Raw genomic sequence first — 25,803 nt, forward strand, 5'->3', positions numbered from 1 at the left:
CCTACTTCAGTGAGTTTATCTTAGGGTGGGGTACTTTTCAATGACTATGGTGGTATACTATTAGGCTATCATAAACAATTCCTCTATGGCCGATTGGTACGCAGGCAAAAAGGAAATCGAACTATACAGCGGGTATTGTTCAGATTCCTCTATGGCCGATTGGTACCTGATTAAAACTCAGTATACCTGCACGCCTATTCCCCGTTCAGATTCCTCTATGGCCGATTGGTACGTGTATAAAGAGAAAAAGGAAATAAATGCTAAAATGGGTTCAGATTCCTCTATGGCCGATTGGTACTCGCGCGTTCCTCTCATGTCGGCAGGGGGATTTTACGTTCAGATTCCTCTATGGCCGATTGGTACACATTTAAACGCAATATAACGTAATATCCAACGCAAGTTCAGATTCCTCTATGGCCGATTGGTACAATTATCAATATTGGCACCAGCCAGCAGGTGAATGGTTCAGATTCCTCTATGGCCGATTGGTACTTGCGCCGTCGGTGCCCCACACAGGAGGGACAGAGTGGTTCAGATTCCTCTATGGCCGATTGGTACGTGCCTGCCATTCGGCGTCCGTAAACTTAATCCCAGTTCAGATTCCTCTATGGCCGATTGGTACGCGCTTTGGTCGGTATAAGTCGTCCCGGCCAGGGTGGTTCAGATTCCTCTATGGCCGATTGGTACCTAACCGCTGGCCGGGCTTTAACCTCCTGGCCTGGGTTCAGATTCCTCTATGGCCGATTGGTACAGGTGCTGGACGAGCACCACCTACTGCTCAAAGTCGTTCAGATTCCTCTATGGCCGATTGGTACCAATAATATCCAGGCGCAACCCGGCGGTTGTGGCAAGTTCAGATTCCTCTATGGCCGATTGGTACATGGGTGTAAGCCGTCAGGTAGGTGGTTATCTCCCGTTCAGATTCCTCTATGGCCGATTGGTACCGGACATTTACCTGGGGCCAGACGGGGAATTCCAGGGTTCAGATTCCTCTATGGCCGATTGGTACTTTGCATCATGGTTGGCAGCGGTATTGGTATGGTAGTTCAGATTCCTCTATGGCCGATTGGTACCCGGCTTGGCTAGGCATACCGTCTAATTGCTTACACAGTTCAGATTCCTCTATGGCCGATTGGTACAGGGGTGCGAGTTGGTGCGTAAGTTCCTGCGAACGTGTTCAGATTCCTCTATGGCCGATTGGTACAAGTATCGCTCTTACCATTTCAGTCGAGAATATTATGTTCAGATTCCTCTATGGCCGATTGGTACCTGTTTATTGTCGTCATATCCGGCAATACAAAGGGCAGTTCAGATTCCTCTATGGCCGATTGGTACCCAACTCTACACCGGACGGGGGGATAACGGTTACGGCGTTCAGATTCCTCTATGGCCGATTGGTACCTGTTTCTCGCCCGTTCTGAGTAAAGATATTTTAGGTTCAGATTCCTCTATGGCCGATTGGTACTCGTTTTCCTATTACAAGCATTTTTACCTGTGCAAGTTCAGATTCCTCTATGGCCGATTGGTACGTATACGGGGAGGTTCGGTGAGGCGGAACATCCCCAGTTCAGATTCCTCTATGGCCGATTGGTACGCGGTCATGGACTTCACCAACTCGGCCCAGGTGTTCGTTCAGATTCCTCTATGGCCGATTGGTACTGCTTAAACTCTGCCATGATCATTTCGTGATCCTTTGTTCAGATTCCTCTATGGCCGATTGGTACGTTTATTGTCGTCATATCCGGCAATACAAAGGGCAGTTCAGATTCCTCTATGGCCGATTGGTACAAAGAGGGAAGAGGTGTCAACCACTCCCCACTAAAGGTTCAGATTCCTCTATGGCCGATTGGTACAAACAGCGTTATTTATTACGCGGGTTAGTGGTTCCAGTTCAGATTCCTCTATGGCCGATTGGTACCCGTCTGCCAGCGAGGAACGTAAACATCGCAAGTAGGGTTCAGATTCCTCTATGGCCGATTGGTACGAAGGTGTGTCGGCCCCGGACGCCTGTTCTTTCTGCCGTTCAGATTCCTCTATGGCCGATTGGTACTCCTGCTTTAATTTCGGCGATGTCCTCTTTTAATGTTGTTCAGATTCCTCTATGGCCGATTGGTACCCGGGCGAACTTCTCAGCCGCCTCTTCGGCTTTATGTTCAGATTCCTCTATGGCCGATTGGTACGTGGTCAAAAATGACGATGCCGTTAGCGCAATACTGTTCAGATTCCTCTATGGCCGATTGGTACATGGGGAATTCCAGGTGGGGAACGACGGCGATTTACGTTCAGATTCCTCTATGGCCGATTGGTACAAGCGGCGAAGAAAGCGATTTAGAAGGCAAAAACGAGTTCAGATTCCTCTATGGCCGATTGGTACGCCGGAATGGTGCATATACGTCGAAACGCCGGGAAGTTCAGATTCCTCTATGGCCGATTGGTACCTGTTTGAGTCCGAGAATATGAAAGGGGCCAGGTGAAGTTCAGATTCCTCTATGGCCGATTGGTACTGGCAGCCTTACGGCCAATAGTCAGACCTTCTGGGGTTCAGATTCCTCTATGGCCGATTGGTACGTAATAGGTCCCGCTGATCCAGTTTCGGCGATGTTCAGTTCAGATTCCTCTATGGCCGATTGGTACCGGCATGCTGTCTCCGGCTACGCCGTCTTGCACCGGTTCAGATTCCTCTATGGCCGATTGGTACCTGCAGAGGAGTTCGATATCATAATCCCCCAGTGGGGGTTCAGATTCCTCTATGGCCGATTGGTACACGCCCTTTTCCTCGTCGGCAAGGGCGTCCTGGATCAGTTCAGATTCCTCTATGGCCGATTGGTACTTAATATACCTCGTCCTTGAAGTAATAACTGTTTCAGTTCAGATTCCTCTATGGCCGATTGGTACTCCTGTAGTGACGCTTACCTGCGGCCCGCTGGCCGGTTCAGATTCCTCTATGGCCGATTGGTACATTATCTCTTCATAATCTTTTGCTTTATATTCACCGTTCAGATTCCTCTATGGCCGATTGGTACGGAACCGGCTTACCGGGCTATCGATGTCCGGCGCAGGTTCAGATTCCTCTATGGCCGATTGGTACTATTATCTCTTCATAATCTTTTGCTTTATATTCACCGTTCAGATTCCTCTATGGCCGATTGGTACAGTTGTTCGCCGGGCTCTATGCGGTCATAATACCCGGTTCAGATTCCTCTATGGCCGATTGGTACTTGTTCGCCGGGTTCGATGCGGTCATAATACCCGGTTCAGATTCCTCTATGGCCGATTGGTACCACGATAAAAAAGGGTATCAGTGTTGCCGTTACCCCGTTCAGATTCCTCTATGGCCGATTGGTACGCAACAGCACGATTACGAGACGGTCTGCCACGTCGGTTCAGATTCCTCTATGGCCGATTGGTACCGTATAGCCAGGACGTTATTTACCCCGTCGGTGCTGGTTCAGATTCCTCTATGGCCGATTGGTACTCTGAGATCCACACCTGCCAGAAATTATCTGGAGTAGTTCAGATTCCTCTATGGCCGATTGGTACAGACGGCGTAGCTGGAGACAGCATGCCGGCCTGGGCGTTCAGATTCCTCTATGGCCGATTGGTACTGGTTTTCTCGGCATTCTTGACTCGCTCATTTTACGGTTCAGATTCCTCTATGGCCGATTGGTACATGGCCTATCCCTGGGAAGGCGAGCACATCTGGCTCGTTCAGATTCCTCTATGGCCGATTGGTACCTGCCAATTCAGGTTAACAATTTTGACGGAAGTTCTTGTTCAGATTCCTCTATGGCCGATTGGTACGCTGCGCCTTTGGCCAGTACCTGGTTGTTGTTGCCGTTCAGATTCCTCTATGGCCGATTGGTACGATGAGTGCGCTACCTTTGCCCAGTTTTGCCCCGGCGGTTCAGATTCCTCTATGGCCGATTGGTACTTAAGGCATCAAAATTATACCGTATAGCTTGTAAGAGTTCAGATTCCTCTATGGCCGATTGGTACTCCCCGAACATGCCGCCGCCGGGAGATCGGATACCCGTTCAGATTCCTCTATGGCCGATTGGTACATGGAAATCATAGGCGCAATGTTTCTGGGATTACTAGTTCAGATTCCTCTATGGCCGATTGGTACCAGCTCCCTGGCCACGCCGACATTAGTATACAGCCCCGTTCAGATTCCTCTATGGCCGATTGGTACTACCGGGAAATGTATCTCCACCTTGTTGCGGTCATATTGTTCAGATTCCTCTATGGCCGATTGGTACCCTATAAACCCCGGACGGGGATGCCTTTGTATGCCAGTTCAGATTCCTCTATGGCCGATTGGTACGAGTAGTTGACATCATCTGGTTTTCTCAAATTTTGGTTCAGATTCCTCTATGGCCGATTGGTACTTAAAATGCCTGGAGTGATCATGCTATCACCCCAGTGTTCAGATTCCTCTATGGCCGATTGGTACGTGGGGCGGTTTATGACCGAGTGGCGGCGGTTGCAGTTGTTCAGATTCCTCTATGGCCGATTGGTACCAACGAAAAAGCCTGGTATCTGGCTAACCATGATAAGAGTTCAAATTCCTCTATGGCCGATTGGTACTAAGTCGTACCGGCCAGGGTATGGCATATAACTAAGTTCAGATTCCTCTATGGCCGATTGGTACATACCCAAGGATTAGTTTCCCACCCGTATCCCCGTTGTTCAGATTCCTCTATGGCCGATTGGTACGCTGTTCGATGCCAGACCGCGGGCCTTTCTCCAGCGTTCAGATTCCTCTATGGCCGATTGGTACAAAACCTTGCCATTTCGTATAAATACAGGCACGAATGTTCAGATTCCTCTATGGCCGATTGGTACATAAGGCATAACTTCAGGAGCAACTAAAATAGCCGCGTTCAGATTCCTCTATGGCCGATTGGTACTCTACACCAGCAGTAGGAGCGATTGCCTTATAGGCAGTTCAGATTCCTCTATGGCCGATTGGTACATTTTGCTGATGCATTTGCTGACTGGTCTATAAAAAAGTTCAGATTCCTCTATGGCCGATTGGTACAAGCATAAATTTAGAAAGCCAGGAAAGATTTTTCCGTTCAGATTCCTCTATGGCCGATTGGTACCTGGCTTTTATAACTCCATTAATATTGCAGTATCCCTAGTTCAGATTCCTCTATGGCCGATTGGTACCTGCTTCCTTCCTGGAAGGCGACACATATCCGCATATTGTTCAGATTCCTCTATGGCCGATTGGTACTTATTCTTGCAATAATAACGGGGGTGGGTGTGTGAGTTCAGATTCCTCTATGGCCGATTGGTACCGGGGAAAATGCAGGGCAAGTGGTCCACCATGTTGAGTTCAGATTCCTCTATGGCCGATTGGTACCTGCCCAAAAGCCATATTAACGACGCTATCGCTAGTTCAGATTCCTCTATGGCCGATTGGTACACGGCGTAGGCAAGACTACCCTGGCAGAAGTGCTATGTTCAGATTCCTCTATGGCCGATTGGTACTGCTGGCAACCGGGGTGCAGGTTTTCAATGTGACAAGTTCAGATTCCTCTATGGCCGATTGGTACTATTCCGTTAGCGCGAACCTACCTGCTTTTTTCAGGTTCAGATTCCTCTATGGCCGATTGGTACGCTTTATCCCTGACCGATAGGCTATCGCTTTTTTAGCGTTCAGATTCCTCTATGGCCGATTGGTACATCCACGATCCGCCCATGACGATTTAATCGATGCCCGTTCAGATTCCTCTATGGCCGATTGGTACGCCCGGAGCGAAAGGCGGCCTTTCAAGTAACTTTGTGTTCAGATTCCTCTATGGCCGATTGGTACACTTGTACCAGTACTATTATAAGTATAAGTATTTGAGTTCAGATTCCTCTATGGCCGATTGGTACCCGCTATATGATTAAAATGTTTCTCAAGGATCTTTGGGGTTCAGATTCCTCTATGGCCGATTGGTACTACCGAGAACCTGCAAGTCCACCATTTTGGCTGCGAAGTTCAGATTCCTCTATGGCCGATTGGTACTTCGATTGGATAACCTGTGGCCGCCCAGTGCGGCAGTGTTCAGATTCCTCTATGGCCGATTGGTACCTCCTTCTTCCTCACGGATGACCATAATATTCCCCTGTTCAGATTCCTCTATGGCCGATTGGTACTTGATGATTCCAGTAACGTTTTCGCCAAGCACCCAAGTTCAGATTCCTCTATGGCCGATTGGTACATGGCAACGTTATTAGGATTGTACGCGTTATGAGCAAGTTCAGATTCCTCTATGGCCGATTGGTACTATAAGAATAGCGGGATAACTCCCGCCGCCTTACATGTTCAGATTCCTCTATGGCCGATTGGTACGAAATCGTGGACATGCCGGACGAGCAGGCTAAGACCGTTCAGATTCCTCTATGGCCGATTGGTACTGAAGGGTTAACTTTTTTATTTTCGATTAGTTGATAAGTTCAGATTCCTCTATGGCCGATTGGTACGGCAGAATGTGTTCCTCCCAGAACCGTTTTTCGGCCGTTCAGATTCCTCTATGGCCGATTGGTACCCGGGGAGCCAGGGTGATCGTCATGGTGCCGGTAGGCGTTCAGATTCCTCTATGGCCGATTGGTACCCGTCGGTGATGATGTTACCGTTATCCAAGGAAGGTTCAGATTCCTCTATGGCCGATTGGTACCCGACAAGAAGGCCAAGGGCAAGCTGGCCCTGGAAGATTGTTCAGATTCCTCTATGGCCGATTGGTACGCTACGAGGGCCTGCGCAAAAAGCCCCGGATAACCCGTTCAGATTCCTCTATGGCCGATTGGTACGCCAGCCGGTTCATAGGACACGGCCTGCCGGGTTCTGGTTCAGATTCCTCTATGGCCGATTGGTACAGTTTGGAACACCGTCATGACCATCCACCGCTTATTCGTTCAGATTCCTCTATGGCCGATTGGTACAGCGGTAGGGACAAAAGGAGGTAAAAATGTCAAAGGTTCAGATTCCTCTATGGCCGATTGGTACCTCCCCTTCGGTCGTTTTGCTGGATGGATGGCCTATGTTCAGATTCCTCTATGGCCGATTGGTACCTGGGCCGGATAGAAGTAGCCCTATTTGGGTCTGCCGTTCAGATTCCTCTATGGCCGATTGGTACATGAGGCACGGGAATTCCGGCAGGTCGTGACGGAAGTTCAGATTCCTCTATGGCCGATTGGTACACGCTTTTCGTCCCGTGCCAGGCGTAAGAAGTATCCGTTCAGATTCCTCTATGGCCGATTGGTACCGTATACCTGCGCCAAAGCGAACCAGCCGGAAGGCAGTTCAGATTCCTCTATGGCCGATTGGTACTAGATTTGACCCGCGCTGCTTACGTGCAGGAAATTGAGTTCAGATTCCTCTATGGCCGATTGGTACGTGGCGCAAAGGTGCTTGGACCCGCAAACCATGATGTTCAGATTCCTCTATGGCCGATTGGTACCCTGCAATACGACGGTATCAAAGGCCCCGGCGCAGAGTTCAGATTCCTCTATGGCCGATTGGTACATGTACTCTTGATTAAACAATAAGCTGCCCATGCTTGTTCAGATTCCTCTATGGCCGATTGGTACTGCAAAAAAATAGTTGTCCCACCTTAGGTTTGAGTAGCTTAAAACCAAATCCTGCGTCAAACCTCCGGTTTTGCAAACTATCGACAGCTTACAGAAAATTATTGGTGGGATCTGGAGTATCAGTTAAGATATCGCGATTTAACTTAACACCGTCTTTAAGACTGTAAATAATAACAAAATCCTTTCCCTTATTAACTATGCCCAGCACCTCCTTCTTAAGCAAAGTAATTTGCCCCTCAGTAATGTCGCCCTCGAAAACTGATTTCTGTACATGAGAAAGATATTTTCGGCTGGTCTTCATGATTTTCAATAGCCGCCGTTTACCGTCATTGTCTTCCGTGTTAATATCGTAAACAAGAATTACTCTAATATTACCACCACACCTTCATAGGGGAATAGCTTTCCTCACCAAGGAGATGCTTAATTAACTTATAGAGATCCAACCGTATCAAGCTTTTATAACGAATATTCCTCTTCAGGTTGCGATGTAAAATGGTCTTTTCCATGGTCTCCTCAAACTCTTTGACAAAAATCCTTCTTCCTTCTTCGGTGAGGTAGGCAGAATTAACATTTGTATCAAAATGGTTTTCCTTGATCATGCCCAGGTTAATTAACCGGAAAATGATCCTATCGACAAAGACGGGCTTAAATATCTCAGCGATATCCAGGGATAAAGAATATCGCCTTTCTGAGGGCTCATGTAGATAACTAATAGTCGGGTTTAAAGCAGTACGATATATCTCCTTCAAAACTGTCGTATACATCATGGCATTGCCAAAGGATATAAGGGCATTTAAGGCATTGCCCGGCGGGCGTTTGCTACGACTGCTAAATTCCCAGCCGGTAATCTCTTCCCAGCGATCATAATAGGCCTTGCGGCCATGGGCCTCCAAACTCATCAGCTCATCAATAAACGCTGTTTTACTGATGCCTTCCTTAATTTCATCCAGCTTCTTACATGTATCTTCATATTCCCTTTTCTCCAGGTTGCGGCGAATATTATGCAGTGCCCCTGTGACAAAAGTCCTAGCCAACACCAGTCGTTTACCAGGATCCAGGTAATGCTCCACTTGTTTTACCAGGAGAAACCCAGATAATTGGCTTTCTCGAGGAATAAAGCTACCCGAGTAATAACCATAGTGATTAAATAAATGAAGGCAAATTTGTTTTTGCGCTAGAAAATCCAAAAGCCTGGTATTCAGGTCAAGTTCGGAAAAACAATAAATATGATCAACATCCTCAACCGGTATCACCCGTCGCTCTCCTTGAAACTCTAAAGCCAGGGTGTTATCCCTTCGTTGGAGACGCCCTGGAGAAAACACATAGTATGTCCTGCTCATTGAGGTCTTCCCGCCTCACCATATCGAAATAGAAATTAGTCTGCTGTTTCAAACATAACAGAAATCAAAATAAGCGCAACGGGAACAGATCCTACGGCCGCCTTTTTTCTTAGGTACCCGCTCATTAAGGACAGCCTTTATCCCGGCCAGGGCCTGCTCCAAATGCTCCTGGTCCTCTGAAGAAAAATATACTTCTTCCTTACGCATACTGGCCGGGTAATGAATTACCCCCGAGGAACAATTAACGCCTTTACTTTGCAGCAGGTATATATAATATTTCAGCTGCCAGGTGTGGGCCTCTTCGAACTTCTTGCTTTTCTTGACCTCGTGAACGTAAACCTGGTCACCGTAATGTAAGAAATCGATTTTAACAGTATCAAAACTAATTTCTTTATGGCTCTCACGCTGGAATCTACTCTCATGCAACACCCTACCTTTGATTACATCAGGGTTGCCTGATATGTTCTCCAGGTTAAGACCTTTTGCAAAAAGCCATAGCTTCCGGTGACAGATATAATAATAAGCCACCATGGTACCAGTAATGCTGGCCGCTCGTACTTCGCTGGCTAAATCACTATTCATTTTGTAACACTAACCCCTTAACCTGGTCGTAAGGTAGATCCAGAATGAATATCCCATCTAACCACCTTTCCAATCTATCCCTGACCTTAGCCAGGTCCCCATCACCGCTATCTGGAGGAAGCATGGCATCAAGATCTAAATCCTTGAGCTTTTCCCCGTTGGATGTCGAGTAATAAGAACAACTGACGGTAAACTCGGGAAGGATGTCAACATTAAGCTCCAAAAAATTTAGATCCGCAATCTTTTTGCCGGCAAGCCAAGCCCGAATCCGCTGATAAAATTCTTCCTCTTTTTCTACGGGAATACCGGTTACATCACTTACGTCCCGGAAGAGCCTTTCAGCGTCCTTTTTACGGTCGGAACAATAACCGTGATCAAGGGTCGCCAGGGTCTCCACAAAAGTCTTAATATAATCGTCTATAGCCAGTTTCTCATTCTGGCGCATCTTATCCAGGGTCCCGTAGGTTAATTCAATCCAATTCTGCTTTTGCTTTTCCGTTAAGCATAAAGTTTTCCCGTTAACCCTTTGAATAATCTCCACCAGCTGCTGGTTAATTTCACCTGTTTTCCCTTTCTTTTTCTTAAAACACTCCTGCCACGGCTTAGTTGCCAGTTTTTCCGGGATCTCCTTTAAGTTATATTCCTGCCCCTCCATAGCCATTAGAATAATTACCAGGGAAAGAGCCATCAGGTCTCTATTGTAGACCCTTCCTAGTCCTGAAGCCAGTTGGACATCGTTTCTTTGCTTCTTCTTTTTATCCAGAGTAGTTTCATCTGAAATGGAATTATCTTTACGCCCTTTATTACCTGCATCGATCATGATAATGACATTGGCCTCAGCAGGTGCGAAATCACCCAATTCCCGGGCGTAGCGGCGGAAAACCCGTCCCATCCGCTGGATCATACTGTCTAAAGGTGAGGGTTCGCTAAAAAGAATATCCGCATCTAAATCCAGCGAGGCCTCCACAATTTGAGTAGCCACAACAATGCAGGGACCTGGATCCCGCTGAACCATATTGGGCATATATTCAAACACCAATTGTTCCCGCTTACTCCTGTCGCTTATAGTAAAGCGGGAATGAAGAAGGGCTGTCTTAATATCCAGATGCTCATGTCGTAGTCCCGCCTGAATTGCATCGAAAACTTTACAGGCTGCCTTCACGGTGTTCATGACTACCAGGACCTTTTTACCCCTGGTAGCAGCCAGGATAATTTCCTTTACAGCGGTAGCAAAATCGCCTGCATGGATTATAAAGCCCAGGCGGTGGCGACAAGATGAAGCACCCCCCTGAAATTCCGGCTCATCAATAAGGCGTATAACCTGGTCATCGGATAGGTTCAGGCGTTTGGTAAGTTCTTCACGGATAAAGGGTGGCAGGGTTGCCGTCATAATGAGGTTACAACCACCCAGATAAGTGTTTTGCTGTACCAGGTGGGTCATAATGGCGGCGGCCCTGGGGTCATAGGCCTGGACTTCGTCGATAACCAGCACCCCATTCATAAGAGCGGCAAAGATCCGTTCGTAACCGGGATATCTAAGGGCCGCCGGGGCAATTTGGTCAGCTGTAGCGATAATATAAGACCTGGACAAATGACGGGCCAGTTCCATAGCCTTACGGGTATTACCTTCACTATCCAGGTCGCCCCGGGAGCGGTAGCTGGTAAAGAGTTGTAGGGCAGCATCACCATGCAAAAGAGCTACACAGTCATCACCCCTGCCCCCCAATTCATTAACGATATCCCTGGTGCGTTGCCATATCTTATTGACTGCTACTCGCATAGGCAGGATAAAGAAATTCTTTTTACCTGCTCCCCACAGGTAGGCAAACTCGGTCTTCCCATATCCTGTCGGTGCCACCAGCACCAGGTTCTTGCCTGCCAGTTGCGGATGCTTAATAAAAAATATCCTTTGCCAGTAATCACGCTGACCAAACCTATCGTATAAACATTCCCCGATTTCGTTGCTGGTGAACATCCGCCCCGTTTCAATAGCATCCATATCCAGCCCGGTCCTGCTATCCTCTATCATGGAAGCAAAGTGGTCAGCACGCATGAGGTTGCCGGCAATAAAGATTCTAGCTCTGTCCCTCTTTTCCTCGCCGGCAACCCTGGCCTTAATCTGTTGCGGAAGGTATACTAGGGTGTAGGGTGGTATAAGGAGCCCGGCCGCACCCAACGAATTAAAAGAAAGATAATCTACCAGGGTATTGTTAAGACCCATTACTGCCGGATCCAAGCCGTATTTTTTGGCTAAAAGAGCAAGTTCGGTAAAAAGTTCTTGACTCCACTGGACCCAGTTTTGCCTGCCTTTCTTCAATTCCTGGGCCTTTTCCTTGATACGGTACTCCTGATTACCCAGCAAGTAATCTGGAAAGCTCTCCCGCCAGTGATGAAAAACAACGGCGGAAATTACCGTATGGGCAAAGTAGGGGTCTGCAAAAGCAAAGCGCTCCGGTCTGATAAAAAAGAAAGAAAAGATGCTATGGGGTATATCAGGTTTCGCCGCTTCCATAGGCTTGCCCTCAAATACGCCGCCATTCCTTTTTCTCGTCCCCGCCTTCGTTAACCGTTCCTGGAAAGCAGGATCAATTTTGCCCAAATCGTGGAGCAAAGCAGCATACAGTAAACCAAGCCACCACTCATCGGGTACTTGGCCATTCAACCTTTCCCGCAAAACCTCGACCGCCGCCAGTACATCGGCGGTATGTTTCGTTAAGCTTACGCCATTACTTTTAGCCAGCATCGTCATTGACACCGGTGACCATCCCCTTCGCTCCGCAATCTATTGCTGCCATGTAAACCGGGGTCTTCAGTTCCGTGTCTACCAATAAGGTCGGTAAGTTAAAGTTATCCAGGAAAGGAACCTGGCTACAACAGAGGCGGGCCGGGATGTGGGTAAAGTTACGGATCAGACCTTTCCTGCCGCTCTCATAAGGTACCGGGACCCGTTTATAAAGGGAAGTTACCAGCATAACATTGCCCTGCATTTTATTGTAGAGGCTGGTATAATCGTTAGTTGCAAGCAGATCGCCCAACCCATAGGCCTTAATCGGTGCAGGCATCCACTGGTAATAGTCACAGGCCTTCTGGAGATCGGAGGCGGTATTTGAAGGCCTGAGCTCCAATACAGTCGTCTTGTCTACCATAGCCCAATCTTCAGCGCGGCCCAGGTGCAGATGGCTCAGCCATCTTTCTGGATGGCTGAGGTTTTCTTGCAGGGAAGCGACTATAGCGGCATTATGATGGTAGAGATAGATATAAACCTTTACTTCATTTAAAACCTCAACCACAACCGGGCTCTGGCCGCCGGGATGTTCCGGGGTTTCCTGCCATTGGCGGTTATAGACGGAAAAAAACCGGTTTTTATGGGCGCTTGGGCTCATATTACGTAGCCAGGTATATTCCTTGGTCAAATACTCATGTTGAGCCAGGATCCCCAGGGCCAATCTGCCCGTCAACAGCGCAGCGATTTTAGCTTCATCGCCCAGGATATTAGCCAGCAGACCTATAACCGTGGAATAAGGGGGAAGGGGATAGGTTTTTAGGGGATTTTTGCTATGGATAACCCGGAAATGAGCTGTCGGGGCCTTCAATTGCAGCAGGAAAACCGATAGAGTTCCATTTGCTTCGGTAACCATTACTCTTCAACCCCCGGTGCTATCTCGGATTTTTCCCTTTCGTTTATCGCCTTTAATACAGCGTCTACGCTATCCCATTTTTTAAGGGCATCACCCGTTAAAATTCCGTCAACTGGTAAATCGCCATCATACCAGGCCTCCAATAAATAATCATTTTTGAGCGCCCTATTTAGAGGCTCGGCCCCAATTTTGCCATCCTTTAATCTAACCTCGCTGTTGAAAATAGGTGCTGGTACCTTTAAATTTCCTAGAATAATAAATAACGGTACCATGCCATAATCCTCCGTACCAGAATGGACAATAAAGCCATTTTTGAGTACGGTTAAGAATTGTCTTATACGTTCGTGGCGCTTGGATTTACTGAGTACAAAGGCAACTCTAGCCATTTTATTATTCTTTGCCGCTTTATTGTCCTTTAGAAATCCTACAAAGCCCTGTGCTTTATCACTTTTCTTCGACTTCGAGATTTTACGCCATATCATTTCTTGAGGAAAACAACCCGACCGTCCTAGATCATCTAAACTCTCCATCAACCCTTCCTTGTCTTCCGATGATAAGATATCCGAATACTTCTCCCACCAATTTATAAATGCCTTAAGATTATCTTCACCAACTATACAGATATCCTGATAACCTAAACGGCAAAGATCTAGGGTGAAGGATAAACGGTAAAAAGAATAGTGCTCTTCTTTTTGAAAAGGATTGGGATCGGCACTATACCCATCAAGCGTTGCTCTTCGGACCATATCATGATTAGCATAAAAGGCCATATCGCCTTGCCAGGTTTCTATGGAAATTGCTTTAGTAATGCCTAGCGGAGCTTTGCGGATAATAGTACTATTTTTATTACTATCATTTTGGTCTTTAGTTCCCCCGTTTTCAGTCTTTTCTTGTTGAGTTTTCTTCTTATTTTGTTTATCTTCTGTTCTCATAAAACCGAAGAAATCAATTTCGGGATATTCAACAATGTTGGCTTTCGGGAAATCATGTTGGATCACTTCTTTTGCAATTACAGTCGGAGCATCCTTCCAATCAAATAGATACTTGAAAGTGACAAACATATGGTGCCTCATAAACGCCCTGCTCAAGAAGGAATAAGTACCATCGAAACGTGATAGTTTCTTTATTGAGGTAATATTACCTGCCAGCTTTTCATCGCGGTTGACAGCCGCACTCTCAAAAATAACTGTTGCCGTTATCCCTTTGGTCTTCATTAAATGTGCAACTCCTTTCAAATAATAAATTGATACGGTTAACTGTCTTCTTGAGTATCAGAGCAACTTAACCCAGCAATGAAGGCATAAATACCGGCCTTAAACGACTCACTGTCATTAGTTTCAAACAACCTGGCCAGGGGAACAGGGAATTGTTGCTTAGTGCCGCTGGAAAGATATAATCTTAAAAGTAAGTGATAAACCTCTGTCTTTTTGTTTAATCTAGTCAATTCCATTAAACGATAGGCCAGATTTTTTCCGGTATTGGTATTCAAATCTAAAGGAGCCCTCCTTGCCTCCTGCCGGATTTCTCTTAAGTTAATATTGCCCATAATTGCACCACCTTTATTATTAGCTATTTGCTGCTTTATGGTAAAATAAAGTTGAATAAGGTTATTCACCGGCCAGTCGTTCTTTTGACTAGAGAAAATAACTTCTGGATCTTTTTCTTTATTTTTTCCAGTAAGCTGTGCCCTCAAGGACTTGAAAATTACAATTGGTAGATAATCAAAACGCTCTTGAAGAATGATCTCCCAAACTATGTTTACGGCGGACGGAAGTTTAGTATCTTTATGAATCCGCCCTATTAATGTAGCTACCTGAGGTATAAGCAAAAGCCGGACAAGTCTTGCAGAGATGGGGTAATATCTCACATCTTTTGGTCCGAATAACAATATCTCCGTATTCTGTAATCCCCAACTACTTATGGCATTTCTTAATTGACGGTTGTACTGCAAAGCATTTAAAATTGATTGATGGTAATCGCTATCGATCTTTCCAGCAAGGAGATGATTCAAATACCAGTTAACTAATAAGGAATCTGTATTAATGAAAAAACCATTCTTGCTCACCAGATGAAAACATAAAAAATAGGAACGACATTGTTTGCACATAATAAGGTTAGGTGTTCCATCCCAAAAAAGGTTAGGAAATTCTTCGTAACTATTGCCGAGATGAATTGACATCGGTAGTAAAAAAAAGGTGCTATAAATATTGTCGATTTTATTTAGCTCAATCTTTTGACCACAAAAGCTACATGTTGCCTTTTTTAATGTATCGATACGCTCCACGTCAAACCATAAGTTCAAGAATTCCACTTTACTCTTAACACTTTTGAGATGGGCTAGATTGGCTAAGTTAGGATAATAGCCCTTTTTGAAATGGAATAACCTTCCAAAAACCATATTAATCTTTTCTTCATCAGTTGGATTATTATCCTTTCTGTTTTTATTACTATTAGAAATAAAACCCTCCTTAAAGCTTTTTTCTATCCACCACCAACCGATCCTTTTCAAAATGGGTAATTTTTCCGGCACTTCTTTCAGGGGAGGTCCTTCATAAGGTATGCACCGGGGACTGAAGGCCGCAGTCATCAGGTCTCCGGGAATAACGGCCCGGCCATCACTTCGTAAAATCTGTTCAGTTATTATTTCTTCACCTTCGTTACCCAAACCCCATGCCAATACCTCCAGAAACCCCTGGACGCAGGCATTGTAGTACCAGGAGGCAGGATAAATCTCTACATCTTGCATAGCTTAGTTGTCCACCTCCAGCAGGCCGAAACCCTGGCCTGTCCTGACTCCCAAACCGTAATCATAAAGAAACTGCAAAGTCTCCTGGTTCCCCTGTAAATGAATGTGACCCTGGATAGTGGTCAACTCCCCACCATAGTGAAAACAGACTCCTTTATAATAATTAGATGGGGTTATCACGCGAATGGGATTAAGTCTAATTTTTTCCAAGTGATATTCTTTAACCAAAAAACCATGACGCTTATAAAGGTGGGTATTAATGGCTTCCTCCATTTCTTCTACATCCGAGCCATCAATATAACCACTGGGACCTCTCAAGATGGCATGGCTCTGGAAACGAAACTTTTGGGTCGAACTCTGGATTTGCTTTAATGGCTGGAGAAGCACATCTTTTAAGTACAATCCCAGGACTGTCTCTTTGCCTTTTAAAGCAACGGCTCCATTCACCAGAGCAGTCATTACATCGAAAATACCGGTGGAAATGGTCATAAAAAGTGGTGGCCGGCAGGTCATTTTGTTTCTAGGGGTATTTAAAGCCGTAATCCGGGTGAACCCCACTGAAAATACATAGGGACTATAGCCCGGTTTTGCCAGGGTAAACCGTTGGGCAAGGAATGAAGTATCCGCCAGGGTTTTGAGCAGCGAAATAAAATAGCGACGAAAGTCGAGGGGAATGGTTAGCTCCCGCCCCCCTTCCTTTACTGGCTCGAGGATGATTAGTAAACGCAGGTTAATCACCTCCAAAATAAGCCTTGTGCTGCATTAATTGCCGTTTTGGGTGCCTTATAATTCCACTTTCACCCCTTTTTAAACCAACCATAGCCCCCAGCTCCACCTCTATATAAAATCGTTATATCTTCTTTCGACATGATCATGGAATATCCTTCTTTCAGTGTCGTCTTTTAACTGTAATGGGTATTTCGTACAACCCATATTCTGCACCCCACGGTCAACGAAAGATGATTTTAAATTTATCCTTTGACCCCTTACCCTCTTCTGATTCGGGCAAAACCCAAATCCCCTCCTCTTCTTACCCATTCCCACCGGGCCTGTTTCTAATATAATCCTCACCACCGCCAAATACTGTCGGGTACATATGTTTGCCAAAAAATTATCTACGAAATTTAGGGCCCAGAGGGGTATAAAAAAGAGACTGGGGGCGCTAATGGAGGTTTATACTGAAGGTATGCAAAGGCGCGTATGCCGCCAGGTAGCACAGCAGAAGAATGAAAATGACAGGGCGAGTTATTTCCTTGGTAAAGGCCAGTTACAACTACCCACACTACTTCCGGATGTAACTGACTGCACTTGACAACCTCCAGGGATGCATCTTTTTGCACCTGGACAGTTACTCTATTCAGATGCGACTGGCCACGCTGGAATGCCTCCTGGGCCTGCGTCTTTTGTACTTGAATCGGTAGCCTGATTCGAAAGCAACCGGCCGTTCAGAATAGAATGGCTCACAGGGACGGCGGGCGGTGATGGTGGCCGGGGTAGTGAGGTAATCGGCTGCGCCGGATAGAATAGCTCAGAGGTTTAGTTAGCTACCAGGGTAGATCCATAACTTTCTTTACTCAGGGCCAATACCATAGCGGCTGCCTCGTAAGCAGCACTGGGGCGGGCGATGCCGGCAGCGGACCGGCGCATAGCCCGGGCAATCTCCGGGTCCTGTAATATCTCTTCGGTCATAGCTACAGCCTCATGCACATCCCGGGCACGCCGGGCGGCCCCTGCCCGGGTCAGAAAACGCGTATTGGCTTCCTCCTGGCCGGGTATAGGACGGATAATTACCATGGGCAGTTCCCTGGCCAGGGCTTCAGAAGTAGACAGGCCGCCGGCTTTACCTACCAGTACGTCGGCAGCCGCCATCCAGGCCTCGACATTATTGACAAAACCCAGGACCAGGACGGGCCACGGGCAGCCATCGACCTCGGCTTTTACCTTTGTCCGTAAGCTTGTATTGCGCCCGGATATAACTACAACCTGGCGCGGGGAGGGTAAACAGGCCAGGTGGCGGCACAACTTCGGAGCCTGGGGAAGCATGCCTTCAGCCCCGGTCATCACTAGGACCACTGGCAAATGCGGATCGAGTCCCAGCTCCGACCTGGTAGACAAAGGAGCCCGTCTGGCGGCAAAAGCCGGGCTGATAGGAATACCAGTAACGGCTATCCTTTCCGGTTCTATTCCCCGGTAAACCAGCTGGCGCCGGACATACTCCGAACCCACCAGGTAGAGATCGGTGGCCGGGTGTAACCATTGGTTGTGGACAGTTTGATCAGTAATAATGGTTACCAGGGGCAAGCTCATGAGATAGCGCCTTTTTAATTCCCCCATCACCCCGGCGGGCACGGGAAAGGTGCTGACTACTACCCGGGGTTGATAAAGGGCCAGGAGGGAACGGGCCCAGAAAAGAAGCAGCCGGTTCAACTGGCACTGCCAGCCGGAAGTGGGGTTGTTGTAACGGGAAGTGAGATGATAAAACTGCCGCCACAGAAAAGGGGCATGAATGACGGCACGACGGTAGGAGACTTCCACCAGGCGGTTAGCCAAGGGGCTCACTTCAGCCATAAAGTTGACAATGGCGTAACTCATATCGGGAGCCAGGGCCTGAAGACCCTCCATCAAAGCCCGGGAGGCCTGAAGGTGGCCACCGCCGTAACTTGAGGTAAGTATAAGGACATCGGCTTTACCGGTCATAGTTACTGCCACCCTTAAAGTAATTTCTGCCTTCGAAAATAGCCAGGGTTCAACTATTCTCCCTTTGTCCCCGGCTACCAAAATTATACCATAATGCGGAACCCCTCATCACGGCATACCGCCGCCAGCAAACGATAGAAATACATCTCATTGCGGAGGAATTTCTTCCCGCTAAAGGAAAAAGCTAAGCAAGCGCGAATAAATAAGCTGGAGGAGATTTTAGTGAGCCTGGTCCTTAAAAGAAACAAAATCGGGATTGACGGTGTCAGCCGCCAATCCCTGACGCGCATCTACACCATCCACCGCTGGATTGCCGCCGGCCGCTACCCCAACGTGGCCGCTATCGCCGAGCGCCTGGAGGTTTCTTCGCGGACAATCGAAAGAGATATCCAGATCCTGCGGGATTCTTTCGGGGCGCCCATTGTCTATGACAACTGGCACCGGGGCTATCGCTACGAAAAAACCTTCAGCTTGCCGCCCTTACGGCTGACTGAAGGTGAACTCCTAACCCTGTACCTGGGCCAGCGGCTCTTAAGCCAGTTCGGCGGCACCCCCTTCGGCCAGATAGTCCAGGGTGCTTTAACTAAATTAAAAGTTATGCTCCCCGAGAAATTAACAGTAGACCTGGCCCTGCTGGATGAAGATATCTCCTTTGCTATTGAAACTTTAAGGGGTGACGCCGAAAAGCTGGCCGCCGTCTACAGCGATCTCTGCCAGGCCATCCAGACCAATTGTTCGGTACATATTGTTTATTATACAGCCAGCCGGGATACCGTCACCGGGCGTTTAATCGACCCCTACCACCTGCGTTTTTATAAAGGCGCCTGGTATGTTATCGCCTACTGCCATTTTCGCCGGGAAATACGCCTCTTTGCCCTGGACCGCATCCAGCAGTGGCAGGTGACCGGGCAAAAATTTAAAATGGCGCCTGATTTCTCCCCTGAAGCTTACCTGCAGCATTCCCTGGGGATAGAACGCGGGCCCCGGGTATACGAAGTGATTATTCGTTTCCAGCCTGAACAGGCACGCTGGATCAAAGAGCGCCAGTGGCACCCCAGCCAGGCGCTGGAAGAACTCCCCGATGGGGGCCTAGTGTTAAAAATGCACCTCAGCGGCCTGCATGAAGTCAAGCGCTGGTTGCTGGGTTTCGGTGGCCGGGCGGAGGTCATGTCCCCACCGGAGCTACGGCAGGAAATGGCCCGGGATGCCCGTACCCTGGCCGAGATATATAGTGATGAAGTTTAAGGTGGTTTTAGCGCCCCAGCCGCGGGGAAATTCGTTCCCGCAAGGCTGATGATGCGTTCTTAGAGGCCCTGACGCAGCGGGTAATTCTGTGAACAGTTACCATAGCCCCGGCTAAAGCCGGGGTTTCCTTATAGAGTGATAAGCAGGTCATAATCAAGTAGTTATTCTCCTTTGACCCAGTAGGAAAACTATAAGCCCCCCCAGGCTAAAAAGGGAGGCCAGCGCATACATACCGGCAAAACCGGTAAACTGGGCCACCGCCCCGAGGAGAGTAGACCCCAGGCCGATCCCCAGGTCAAAAGCAGAAAAAAAGGTACCATTGGCCGCGCCGCGGCGGTTGGGGGCAACATCGGCTACGGCCATGGCCTGGAGGGTAGGTTGGACAGAACCAAAACCCAGACCGTAAAGTACCCCCGCCATCAGAAAGACCTGGAGACTCCCGGCCAGGGAAAGGAGGAGGGTGGCCAGGGCGGTGGCCAGCAAGCCCGGTATCAGTATGGGGGCCGGTCCGCTCCGGTCTGCCACCATACCGGCGAAGGGCCGGATAAGCATGAGGGCCGCAGCATAAAAGGTGAAGAAAAGCCCGATATTGGCAATGTTGCGCTCGGCGGCGTAGAGGGTCAGAAAGGTTACCACCCCACCATAGCTGATGGTCAGAAAAAAAGCAATCAAAGACGGGCGCCAGGCCCGAGGTTCAAAAAGGGCCGGTGGCGACCCACCCTGGCCGGCTACCGGCGGTACTTTTACCCTGCTGACTACCAAGGCCGCGGCCAGGGCCAGGGCGGCCGATGTCAGGAAGAGTATCTGAAAACTGGTTTGCTCCAGAAGGGCTAAACCCAGAGCCGGGGCAATGGCCATGGCCAGGTTGGAAAAGAGGCCATAGTAACCCATCCCCTCAGCCCGCCGTTGCGGCGGCAGGACGTCCGTCACCATAGTCCCACCAGCAGTGGTAGAACCGCCCCAACCTACCCCGTGGATAAGGCGCAAAAGCAGTAAAAATAAAATGGACGTGGCCATGGAGTAGGCCAGCACCGCCAGCACGAAAATCAAAAGGCCAAAGAGATAGATGCCCCGCCGGCCGCGGCGGTCCATCTCCCGCCCCAGCCAGGGCCGTACCAGCACCGCCGAAATAGTGAAGATGCCAATGGTAAAACCTACTACCAGGCTATTGCCGCCCAGGGCGGCTACATATTTAGGCAGGGTAGGCATGAGCATCTGGAAACCGGTAAAAACAAAAAGGTTAGCCAGGGATAATAGGATAAAGTCCCTGGTCCACAGGGGTAAGGCTAAAGAAATATTTTTAAAATCGTCTAGCCCTTTAGCCAAAATAAAATCACCCTTTAGATGGTTTGACGCGACTGTTGCCGAAACAGTCGTTATTATAACATAAAATCACCAGAGGTGGCAATGCGTACTATCTGGTCACAGTACTGACGCACGGGGCCGAAATTTGCGGCCCTTCGACTTCGAGGTCATGCACACCCTATAGTCCTTGCCACCGTCGAGGAAGTAGAGGAGAGCTTCCTTTACCGGGCGGTTAAAAATAGTCTCTACCGCCCGGCTGTAAAACCAGAGCTGATCGCCATAGGCGGCTCGGGGATCTGGTGGGACTCTGCCGGTTTTGAAATCCAGAAGCAAGAAGCCGCCCTCTTCCTCGACCAGGCAGTCGATGATTCCCTGGACGATGGTTATCTCCCCGGTAGTTATGGCTGCCGGCAGGTGGGGATAGAGCTCGGCCACCGGAAGGGCCAGGGAAAAGGGTAACTCGCGCCGCACCCGGTCCGGCCGGTCAAGCAACCTTCGTCCCAGGGGGCCGGCAAAAAAGGCACCGATGGCCCCCAGGTCTACGGCTTGTGCCTGCTCCGGGGTCAGTACCTCCTCCTCTACCAGAAGCTGCAGCAGCCCGGCCAGGCTTGCCCCCGTCACCGGCCGGCTGAGGTCAACGTGTTGCAGGACCAGGTGGGTCGCCGTGCCCTTTTCGGCTGCCGTCAGGCCCTTTTGCTCCTGGAGAAAGAGGGGCCGGCGGGTAAAGGCGCTGGTCTGCAGCAACCGGCCGGCCGATGCCTCACTACCAGGACGTACGGGGGCGTCATTTTCATTAAAGACATCAAAGCGTCGTTTGAGCTCGGTGACGGCCAGCTTTACCGGCAGGGCCGTCAGGGGCTGGTGCGGGTAGACCCAGGCCAGGCGCCGGTCTACTTCCTGCTGCAGGCGGGGAATATCCCTCGCTGGCTGCGGTACTTCCCGGACGCCAGCGGGAGAAGGACCTGGAACTGCCCGGCAGCACGATGGTTCATTTTCATTCACGTCGGGTATAGCAGGCGGAGCCACCGGGGCGGCGGTACCGGCAGCGATAGGTATCTGCGCTTCCTGTTCCTTCCCCCCAGTCAGACCCTGTTCCCCTCCCAGGGGATTAACAGGCCGGGTATCACCCTCTGCGACCTCCACCACTCTGTCTAACTGCTGGCAAGAGGGAGCCAGTCCTACGGCCGTTCCTGGGAGGCCGGTTTCCACTTCCGGTCCCCTTACCACCTCCACCCGCCAGCAGGAGGGGTCGGCCAGAATACAGCCCCCTTCTACCCCGGCCAACTCCCGCACAGGGGCGCCGTGAGGGTGACGGGCCAGGGCGGCGGCCACCCAGTCCAGGTGGCTGCCGGCCCGGGCCATGAGCATAGCTGGTAAATGCTCTTCGTGGTGCACCAGGCCGGCGCACCACGAAGCCGCCCGGCGGGGCAGGTCCCTGGCCGAACCCACCAGGAGCAGCTTTTCCCGCGCCCGGGTCAGGGCGACGTAAAGGATACGCGCCTCCTCACTTAAAGCCTCCAGGCGTAGGCGGTGGGCCGTAGCCAGGTAAGCCAGGGTGGGATATTTGACGCCGGCGGCGGTGTCAAAATACAGGGGCGCCAGGCCCAGGTGGCCGTGGAGGAGGACATCTCCGGAGAGGTCGCGCAGGTTAAAGGCGTGGCCCAGGTCGGCGACGATGACCACCGGGAACTCTAATCCCTTGGCCTTGTGGATGCTCATCACCCGGACGACGTCTTCATTCTCCCCCAAGGCGCGAGCCGTGCCCAGGTCGCCTTCGTTCTGCTGCAGCCTCTCAATAAAGCGTAAAAAGCGGAACAGGCCATGGCGGGTGAAGCCCTCGAATTGACGCGCCCGGTCCAGGAGGGCGCGTAAATTCGCCTGGCGCTGGGCTCCCCCCGGCAGGCCGCCGGCAAACTCCAGGTAGCCGGTCTCGCGGTAGAGCTGCCAAATGACATCCCCCAGTGGCTGGCGGCGGGCCATGGTGCGCCACCGTTCCAGGCGGGCCAGGAAACTCGCCAGGCGGGCGGACAGACTAGTTCCCGGGGAGTTACTGTCGCCCTCAAAAACTAGGGCGCCGGCTACATCAGGGCCACCATACTCGGCCAGGTCGGGGGCCATATCCTTACCGCTGGCCCCGGAAGCTGAGCAATTGGCTGTCCCGGCCGTCTTAACCACGGCGGTGTAGAAGTCCTCTCCCGGGGCGGCCAGGCGGACGCGGGCCAGCTCCTCCGCCGTCAGGCCTACCAGGGGCGAACGCAGGACGGCTGCCAGGGGAATGTCCTGGCGGGGGTTGTCAATTACCCGCAGCAGGGAAAGGATGGTTTCCACTTCCGTGGCGGCGAAGTAACCGCCGCCCAGGTCGGCGTAAGCCGGGATGCCGTGCTGCTGCAGGGCCTCCAGGAACACGGGCGCCCGGTCTTTAGTCGCCCGCAACAGGATGACTATATCCCGCCAGGTTACATCCCGGTAGGCCTTCTTTTCCGTATCCCAGACCTGGAACTCCGGCCCTGGGTGTTCCTGGGTGCCCCAAACCATTTCCCGGATACGCCGGGCGACGAGGAGCGCTTCCCGCTCCAGGGCCGTCAAATCCTCTACATCTAGGGTTCCTGAACTTGTCGCCGGGGTAACGCCCCCGTACCTGATCTCGTTGCTGGCGGGCTCGTTCCCCTGCCCCCCTGCCAGTAAAGCAGTATCCCACCGGTCCGGAAGGGTGGCACCGGGGTGCCCGGTGGCGCCGGCACCGACTGTTGATGACGGAGAAGGTAAATCTTCACCCACATCTAGAGCGGTAACATCATCTTCAACCTTCCTTTCCAGGAGATAGACCTCCACCGCCGGTGTCACCGCCGCCGGGTTTTCCGGGTAAGCAGCCCGACCTACCAGGGCGGCGTCGACGTTATACTCCAGTTCCCCCACCTGGCGTGAGAACACCTGGCGGAAGATGAAATTCACCCCGTCCACCACACCCTGGCGGCTGCGGAAATTGGCCTTCAACAGGATACGGCGGCAGGGACCCTGGCTGCCAGGGCTGGCAGCTACGCCTGGGGTTCCTGCCGTCCCCCCATTGCACCGGCCCTCCTGGTCCAACGGGCCAGCGACTGGCCTAGCAGAGCCCTCCTCCCCGGCGGGCCTTTCACCGCCGTCCGTCCATCCCTCCCCTAAAAATGGATGGGGGAAGCGGGAGGTACGGCTCGCCACCACGGAGGGCTCCCCTTTGTAAGCCGGGTAGGTACGGTACTTCGCCAGAAAAAGCTCCGGGTTGGCCAGGCGGAAGCGGTAAATGCTTTGTTTGACGTCGCCGACCATAAAGAGGTTAGGAGCCGCGGCCCCCTGCCGGCTCACCAGGGTCAGGATGGCATCCTGGATGCTGTTGATGTCCTGGTACTCGTCCACCAGGACCTCTTCGTAACGCCGGCGCAGCTCCAGGGCCACCTCTGAGGGCCGCAGCTCGCCGGGCCGGGCCGCCGGGTTCAGGAGAACCTGCAGGCACAGGTGTTCCAGGTCGCTGAAGTCCAGCAGGCTGCGGCGGCGCTTTTCCTTACTGTAGGCGGCCGCAAAGCGGCGCACCAATCCGACCAGGGCCTGCACCGTCGTCCCGGCCCGGGCTAATTCATCCCTGATGGCATCTTCGTCACGGTCGCCTTCCTGCTGCAGGCTGCGGAGGAGCTTCTTCGCCTGGTCGCGGTAACCGGCGGCCCTCTCTTTCAGCTCCGGGTCGACGCTCTCCCGCCGTACCGCTGGCAGGCGGGCAAAGTCGATCCCCGCCAGCCGCTGCCAGAATTCTTCCCAGGAAAGGTCGTTCACAGCCGTCCGGAGCTCCCGTACCTCTCTTTCTTCCCGTTCCAGGTAGTCCAGGTAGACGGCCGGGCCGCCGGGGCCGGCCGCCAGGGCCCTGGCCTGCCCCAGGTAAAAGGCCGCCTCCTCCAGAACCAGGGCGATAGCCTGCTGGAGTTCCCGGTACCAGGGTAGCTCAGCCAGGGGGGTGCCGGCAGGAACGTCATACGCCGCCGCCACATCCTCCAGCCACTTCTCCGGCCAGGGAAGGCTGCGGGTAAAGCCCCAAACCTTTAACACCAGATCCACCAGGGCCGCATCACCCCGACCCCCCAGGCCGTCCGCCAGGTCGGTGATGGGGCCGCCGTCAGGCTCGGCGGCGAAGGCCTCCTCCAGCACCCGGTCCAAGACCTCCAGCTGCATCAGGTCGGCCTCGGCCGGGTCCATAACCCGGAAGGCCGGGTCCAGGTCCAGACGATAGAAATAGGTGCGTAAGGTCCGCAGGCAGAAGGCGTGGATGGTGCTGATGGCGGCGCGGTTCAAGAGCAGGAGCTGGCGCCGCCAAGCCTCGTTCTCCGGCCGGCGGGCCACGGCCTCCTCCAGGGCGGCGCCGATGCGCTGGCGCATCTCGGCGGCGGCGGCATCGGTAAAAGTCACCACCAGCAAATTTTCCAGGCTGACGGGCGCCCCGGGGTCCGTCAGGCGGCGGATAAGGCGCTCCACCAGTACCGCCGTTTTGCCGGCCCCGGCCGCCGCGGCCACCAGCAGGTTGGCCTGCCGGGTCTGGATGGCGGCCAGCTGTTCCGGCGTCCATTCGCGTTGGCTTTTCTCGGCCACTTCTACCACCTTCATGATTCTCCGAAAATGGCTTCTACCAGGATGAAGTTAAATC

Annotated in this window: 12 protein-coding genes and 1 CRISPR repeat array; of the genes, 1 reads left to right on the top strand and 11 read right to left on the bottom strand. The window is 51.1% G+C overall.

Annotated features, from left to right (window positions below; translation table 11 throughout):
- Positions 1-137: 137 nt before the first annotated feature.
- Positions 138-7,584: a CRISPR direct-repeat array (repeat unit 29 nt; unit sequence GTTCAGATTCCTCTATGGCCGATTGGTAC).
- Positions 7,585-7,672: 88 nt separating this feature from the next.
- The 9 genes from cas2 to SDD30_RS11790 form a co-directional block, all read right to left on the bottom strand.
- Positions 7,673-7,954 (bottom strand): CRISPR-associated endonuclease Cas2, encoded by a 282-nt coding sequence (gene cas2, locus SDD30_RS11750; RefSeq protein WP_434075148.1) that lies wholly within the window; start codon positions 7,952-7,954, stop codon positions 7,673-7,675.
- A 1-nt stretch (position 7,955) separates the two neighbouring features.
- The gene (gene cas1b, locus SDD30_RS11755) at positions 7,956-8,924 is read right to left on the bottom strand and encodes a type I-B CRISPR-associated endonuclease Cas1b (protein WP_434075110.1); all 969 of its coding nucleotides are present in this window, start codon (positions 8,922-8,924) and stop codon (positions 7,956-7,958) included.
- 48 nt (positions 8,925-8,972) lie between these two features.
- The gene (gene cas4 / locus SDD30_RS11760; RefSeq protein ID WP_434075111.1) at positions 8,973-9,506 is read right to left on the bottom strand and encodes a CRISPR-associated protein Cas4; all 534 of its coding nucleotides are present in this window, start codon (positions 9,504-9,506) and stop codon (positions 8,973-8,975) included.
- Positions 9,499-12,255 carry a CRISPR-associated helicase Cas3' gene (gene cas3, locus SDD30_RS11765; protein WP_434075149.1) on the bottom strand — a complete coding sequence of 919 codons (2,757 nt, stop codon included), beginning with the start codon at positions 12,253-12,255 and terminating at the stop codon, positions 9,499-9,501. Before cas3 ends, cas4 begins: the two co-directional genes overlap by 8 nt.
- Positions 12,239-13,144 carry a type I-B CRISPR-associated protein Cas5b gene (gene cas5b / locus SDD30_RS11770; RefSeq protein ID WP_434075112.1) on the bottom strand — a complete coding sequence of 302 codons (906 nt, stop codon included), beginning with the start codon at positions 13,142-13,144 and terminating at the stop codon, positions 12,239-12,241. Before cas5b ends, cas3 begins: the two co-directional genes overlap by 17 nt.
- Positions 13,144-14,358: a type I-B CRISPR-associated protein Cas7/Cst2/DevR gene (gene cas7i / locus SDD30_RS11775; RefSeq protein WP_434075113.1), complete on the bottom strand. Its 1,215-nt coding sequence runs from the start codon at positions 14,356-14,358 to the stop codon at positions 13,144-13,146. Before cas7i ends, cas5b begins: the two co-directional genes overlap by 1 nt.
- Positions 14,359-14,396: 38 nt before the next feature.
- Positions 14,397-15,890 (bottom strand): Cas8a1 family CRISPR/Cas system-associated protein, encoded by a 1,494-nt coding sequence (locus tag SDD30_RS11780; protein WP_434075114.1) that lies wholly within the window; start codon positions 15,888-15,890, stop codon positions 14,397-14,399.
- A 3-nt stretch (positions 15,891-15,893) separates the two neighbouring features.
- Entirely contained in the window at positions 15,894-16,628 is a 735-nt protein-coding gene (locus SDD30_RS11785; protein WP_434075115.1) for a CRISPR-associated endoribonuclease Cas6, read from the bottom strand.
- 798 nt (positions 16,629-17,426) lie between these two features.
- Positions 17,427-18,587, bottom strand: coding sequence for an MGDG synthase family glycosyltransferase (locus SDD30_RS11790; protein ID WP_434075116.1), 1,161 nt, complete (start codon positions 18,585-18,587; stop codon positions 17,427-17,429).
- A 222-nt stretch (positions 18,588-18,809) separates the two neighbouring features.
- On the opposite strand from SDD30_RS11790, the gene SDD30_RS11795 reads away from it, so the two are divergent.
- Positions 18,810-19,832, top strand: coding sequence for a helix-turn-helix transcriptional regulator (locus SDD30_RS11795; RefSeq protein WP_434075117.1), 1,023 nt, complete (start codon positions 18,810-18,812; stop codon positions 19,830-19,832).
- A gap of 153 nt (positions 19,833-19,985) precedes the next feature.
- Here SDD30_RS11795 and SDD30_RS11800 read toward each other — a convergent pair whose 3' ends face one another.
- Positions 19,986-21,158: an MFS transporter gene (locus SDD30_RS11800; protein ID WP_434075118.1), complete on the bottom strand. Its 1,173-nt coding sequence runs from the start codon at positions 21,156-21,158 to the stop codon at positions 19,986-19,988.
- Between the two features lie 96 nt (positions 21,159-21,254).
- Positions 21,255-25,748: a UvrD-helicase domain-containing protein gene (locus SDD30_RS11805; RefSeq protein WP_434075119.1), complete on the bottom strand. Its 4,494-nt coding sequence runs from the start codon at positions 25,746-25,748 to the stop codon at positions 21,255-21,257.
- Positions 25,749-25,803 lie beyond the last annotated feature (55 nt).

Origin of the sequence: Moorella naiadis (nom. illeg.), assembly GCF_051020825.1 — a bacterium.
Lineage (GTDB): Bacteria > Bacillota > DSM-521 > Neomoorellales > Neomoorellaceae > Neomoorella > Neomoorella naiadis.

Bases quoted from the DNA above. Each gene is read 5' to 3' on its own strand.
- cas5b (WP_434075112.1), bottom strand. From the start codon at position 13,144: ATGGTTACCGAAGCAAATGGAACTCTATCGGTTTTCCTGCTGCAATTG.
- cas3 (WP_434075149.1), bottom strand. From the start codon at position 12,255: ATGACGATGCTGGCTAAAAGTAATGGCGTAAGCTTAACGAAACATACC.
- cas7i (WP_434075113.1), bottom strand. From the start codon at position 14,358: ATGAAGACCAAAGGGATAACGGCAACAGTTATTTTTGAGAGTGCGGCT.
- SDD30_RS11790 (WP_434075116.1), bottom strand. From the start codon at position 18,587: ATGACCGGTAAAGCCGATGTCCTTATACTTACCTCAAGTTACGGCGGT.
- cas4 (WP_434075111.1), bottom strand. From the start codon at position 9,506: ATGAATAGTGATTTAGCCAGCGAAGTACGAGCGGCCAGCATTACTGGT.
- SDD30_RS11780 (WP_434075114.1), bottom strand. From the start codon at position 15,890: ATGCAAGATGTAGAGATTTATCCTGCCTCCTGGTACTACAATGCCTGC.
- cas1b (WP_434075110.1), bottom strand. From the start codon at position 8,924: ATGAGCAGGACATACTATGTGTTTTCTCCAGGGCGTCTCCAACGAAGG.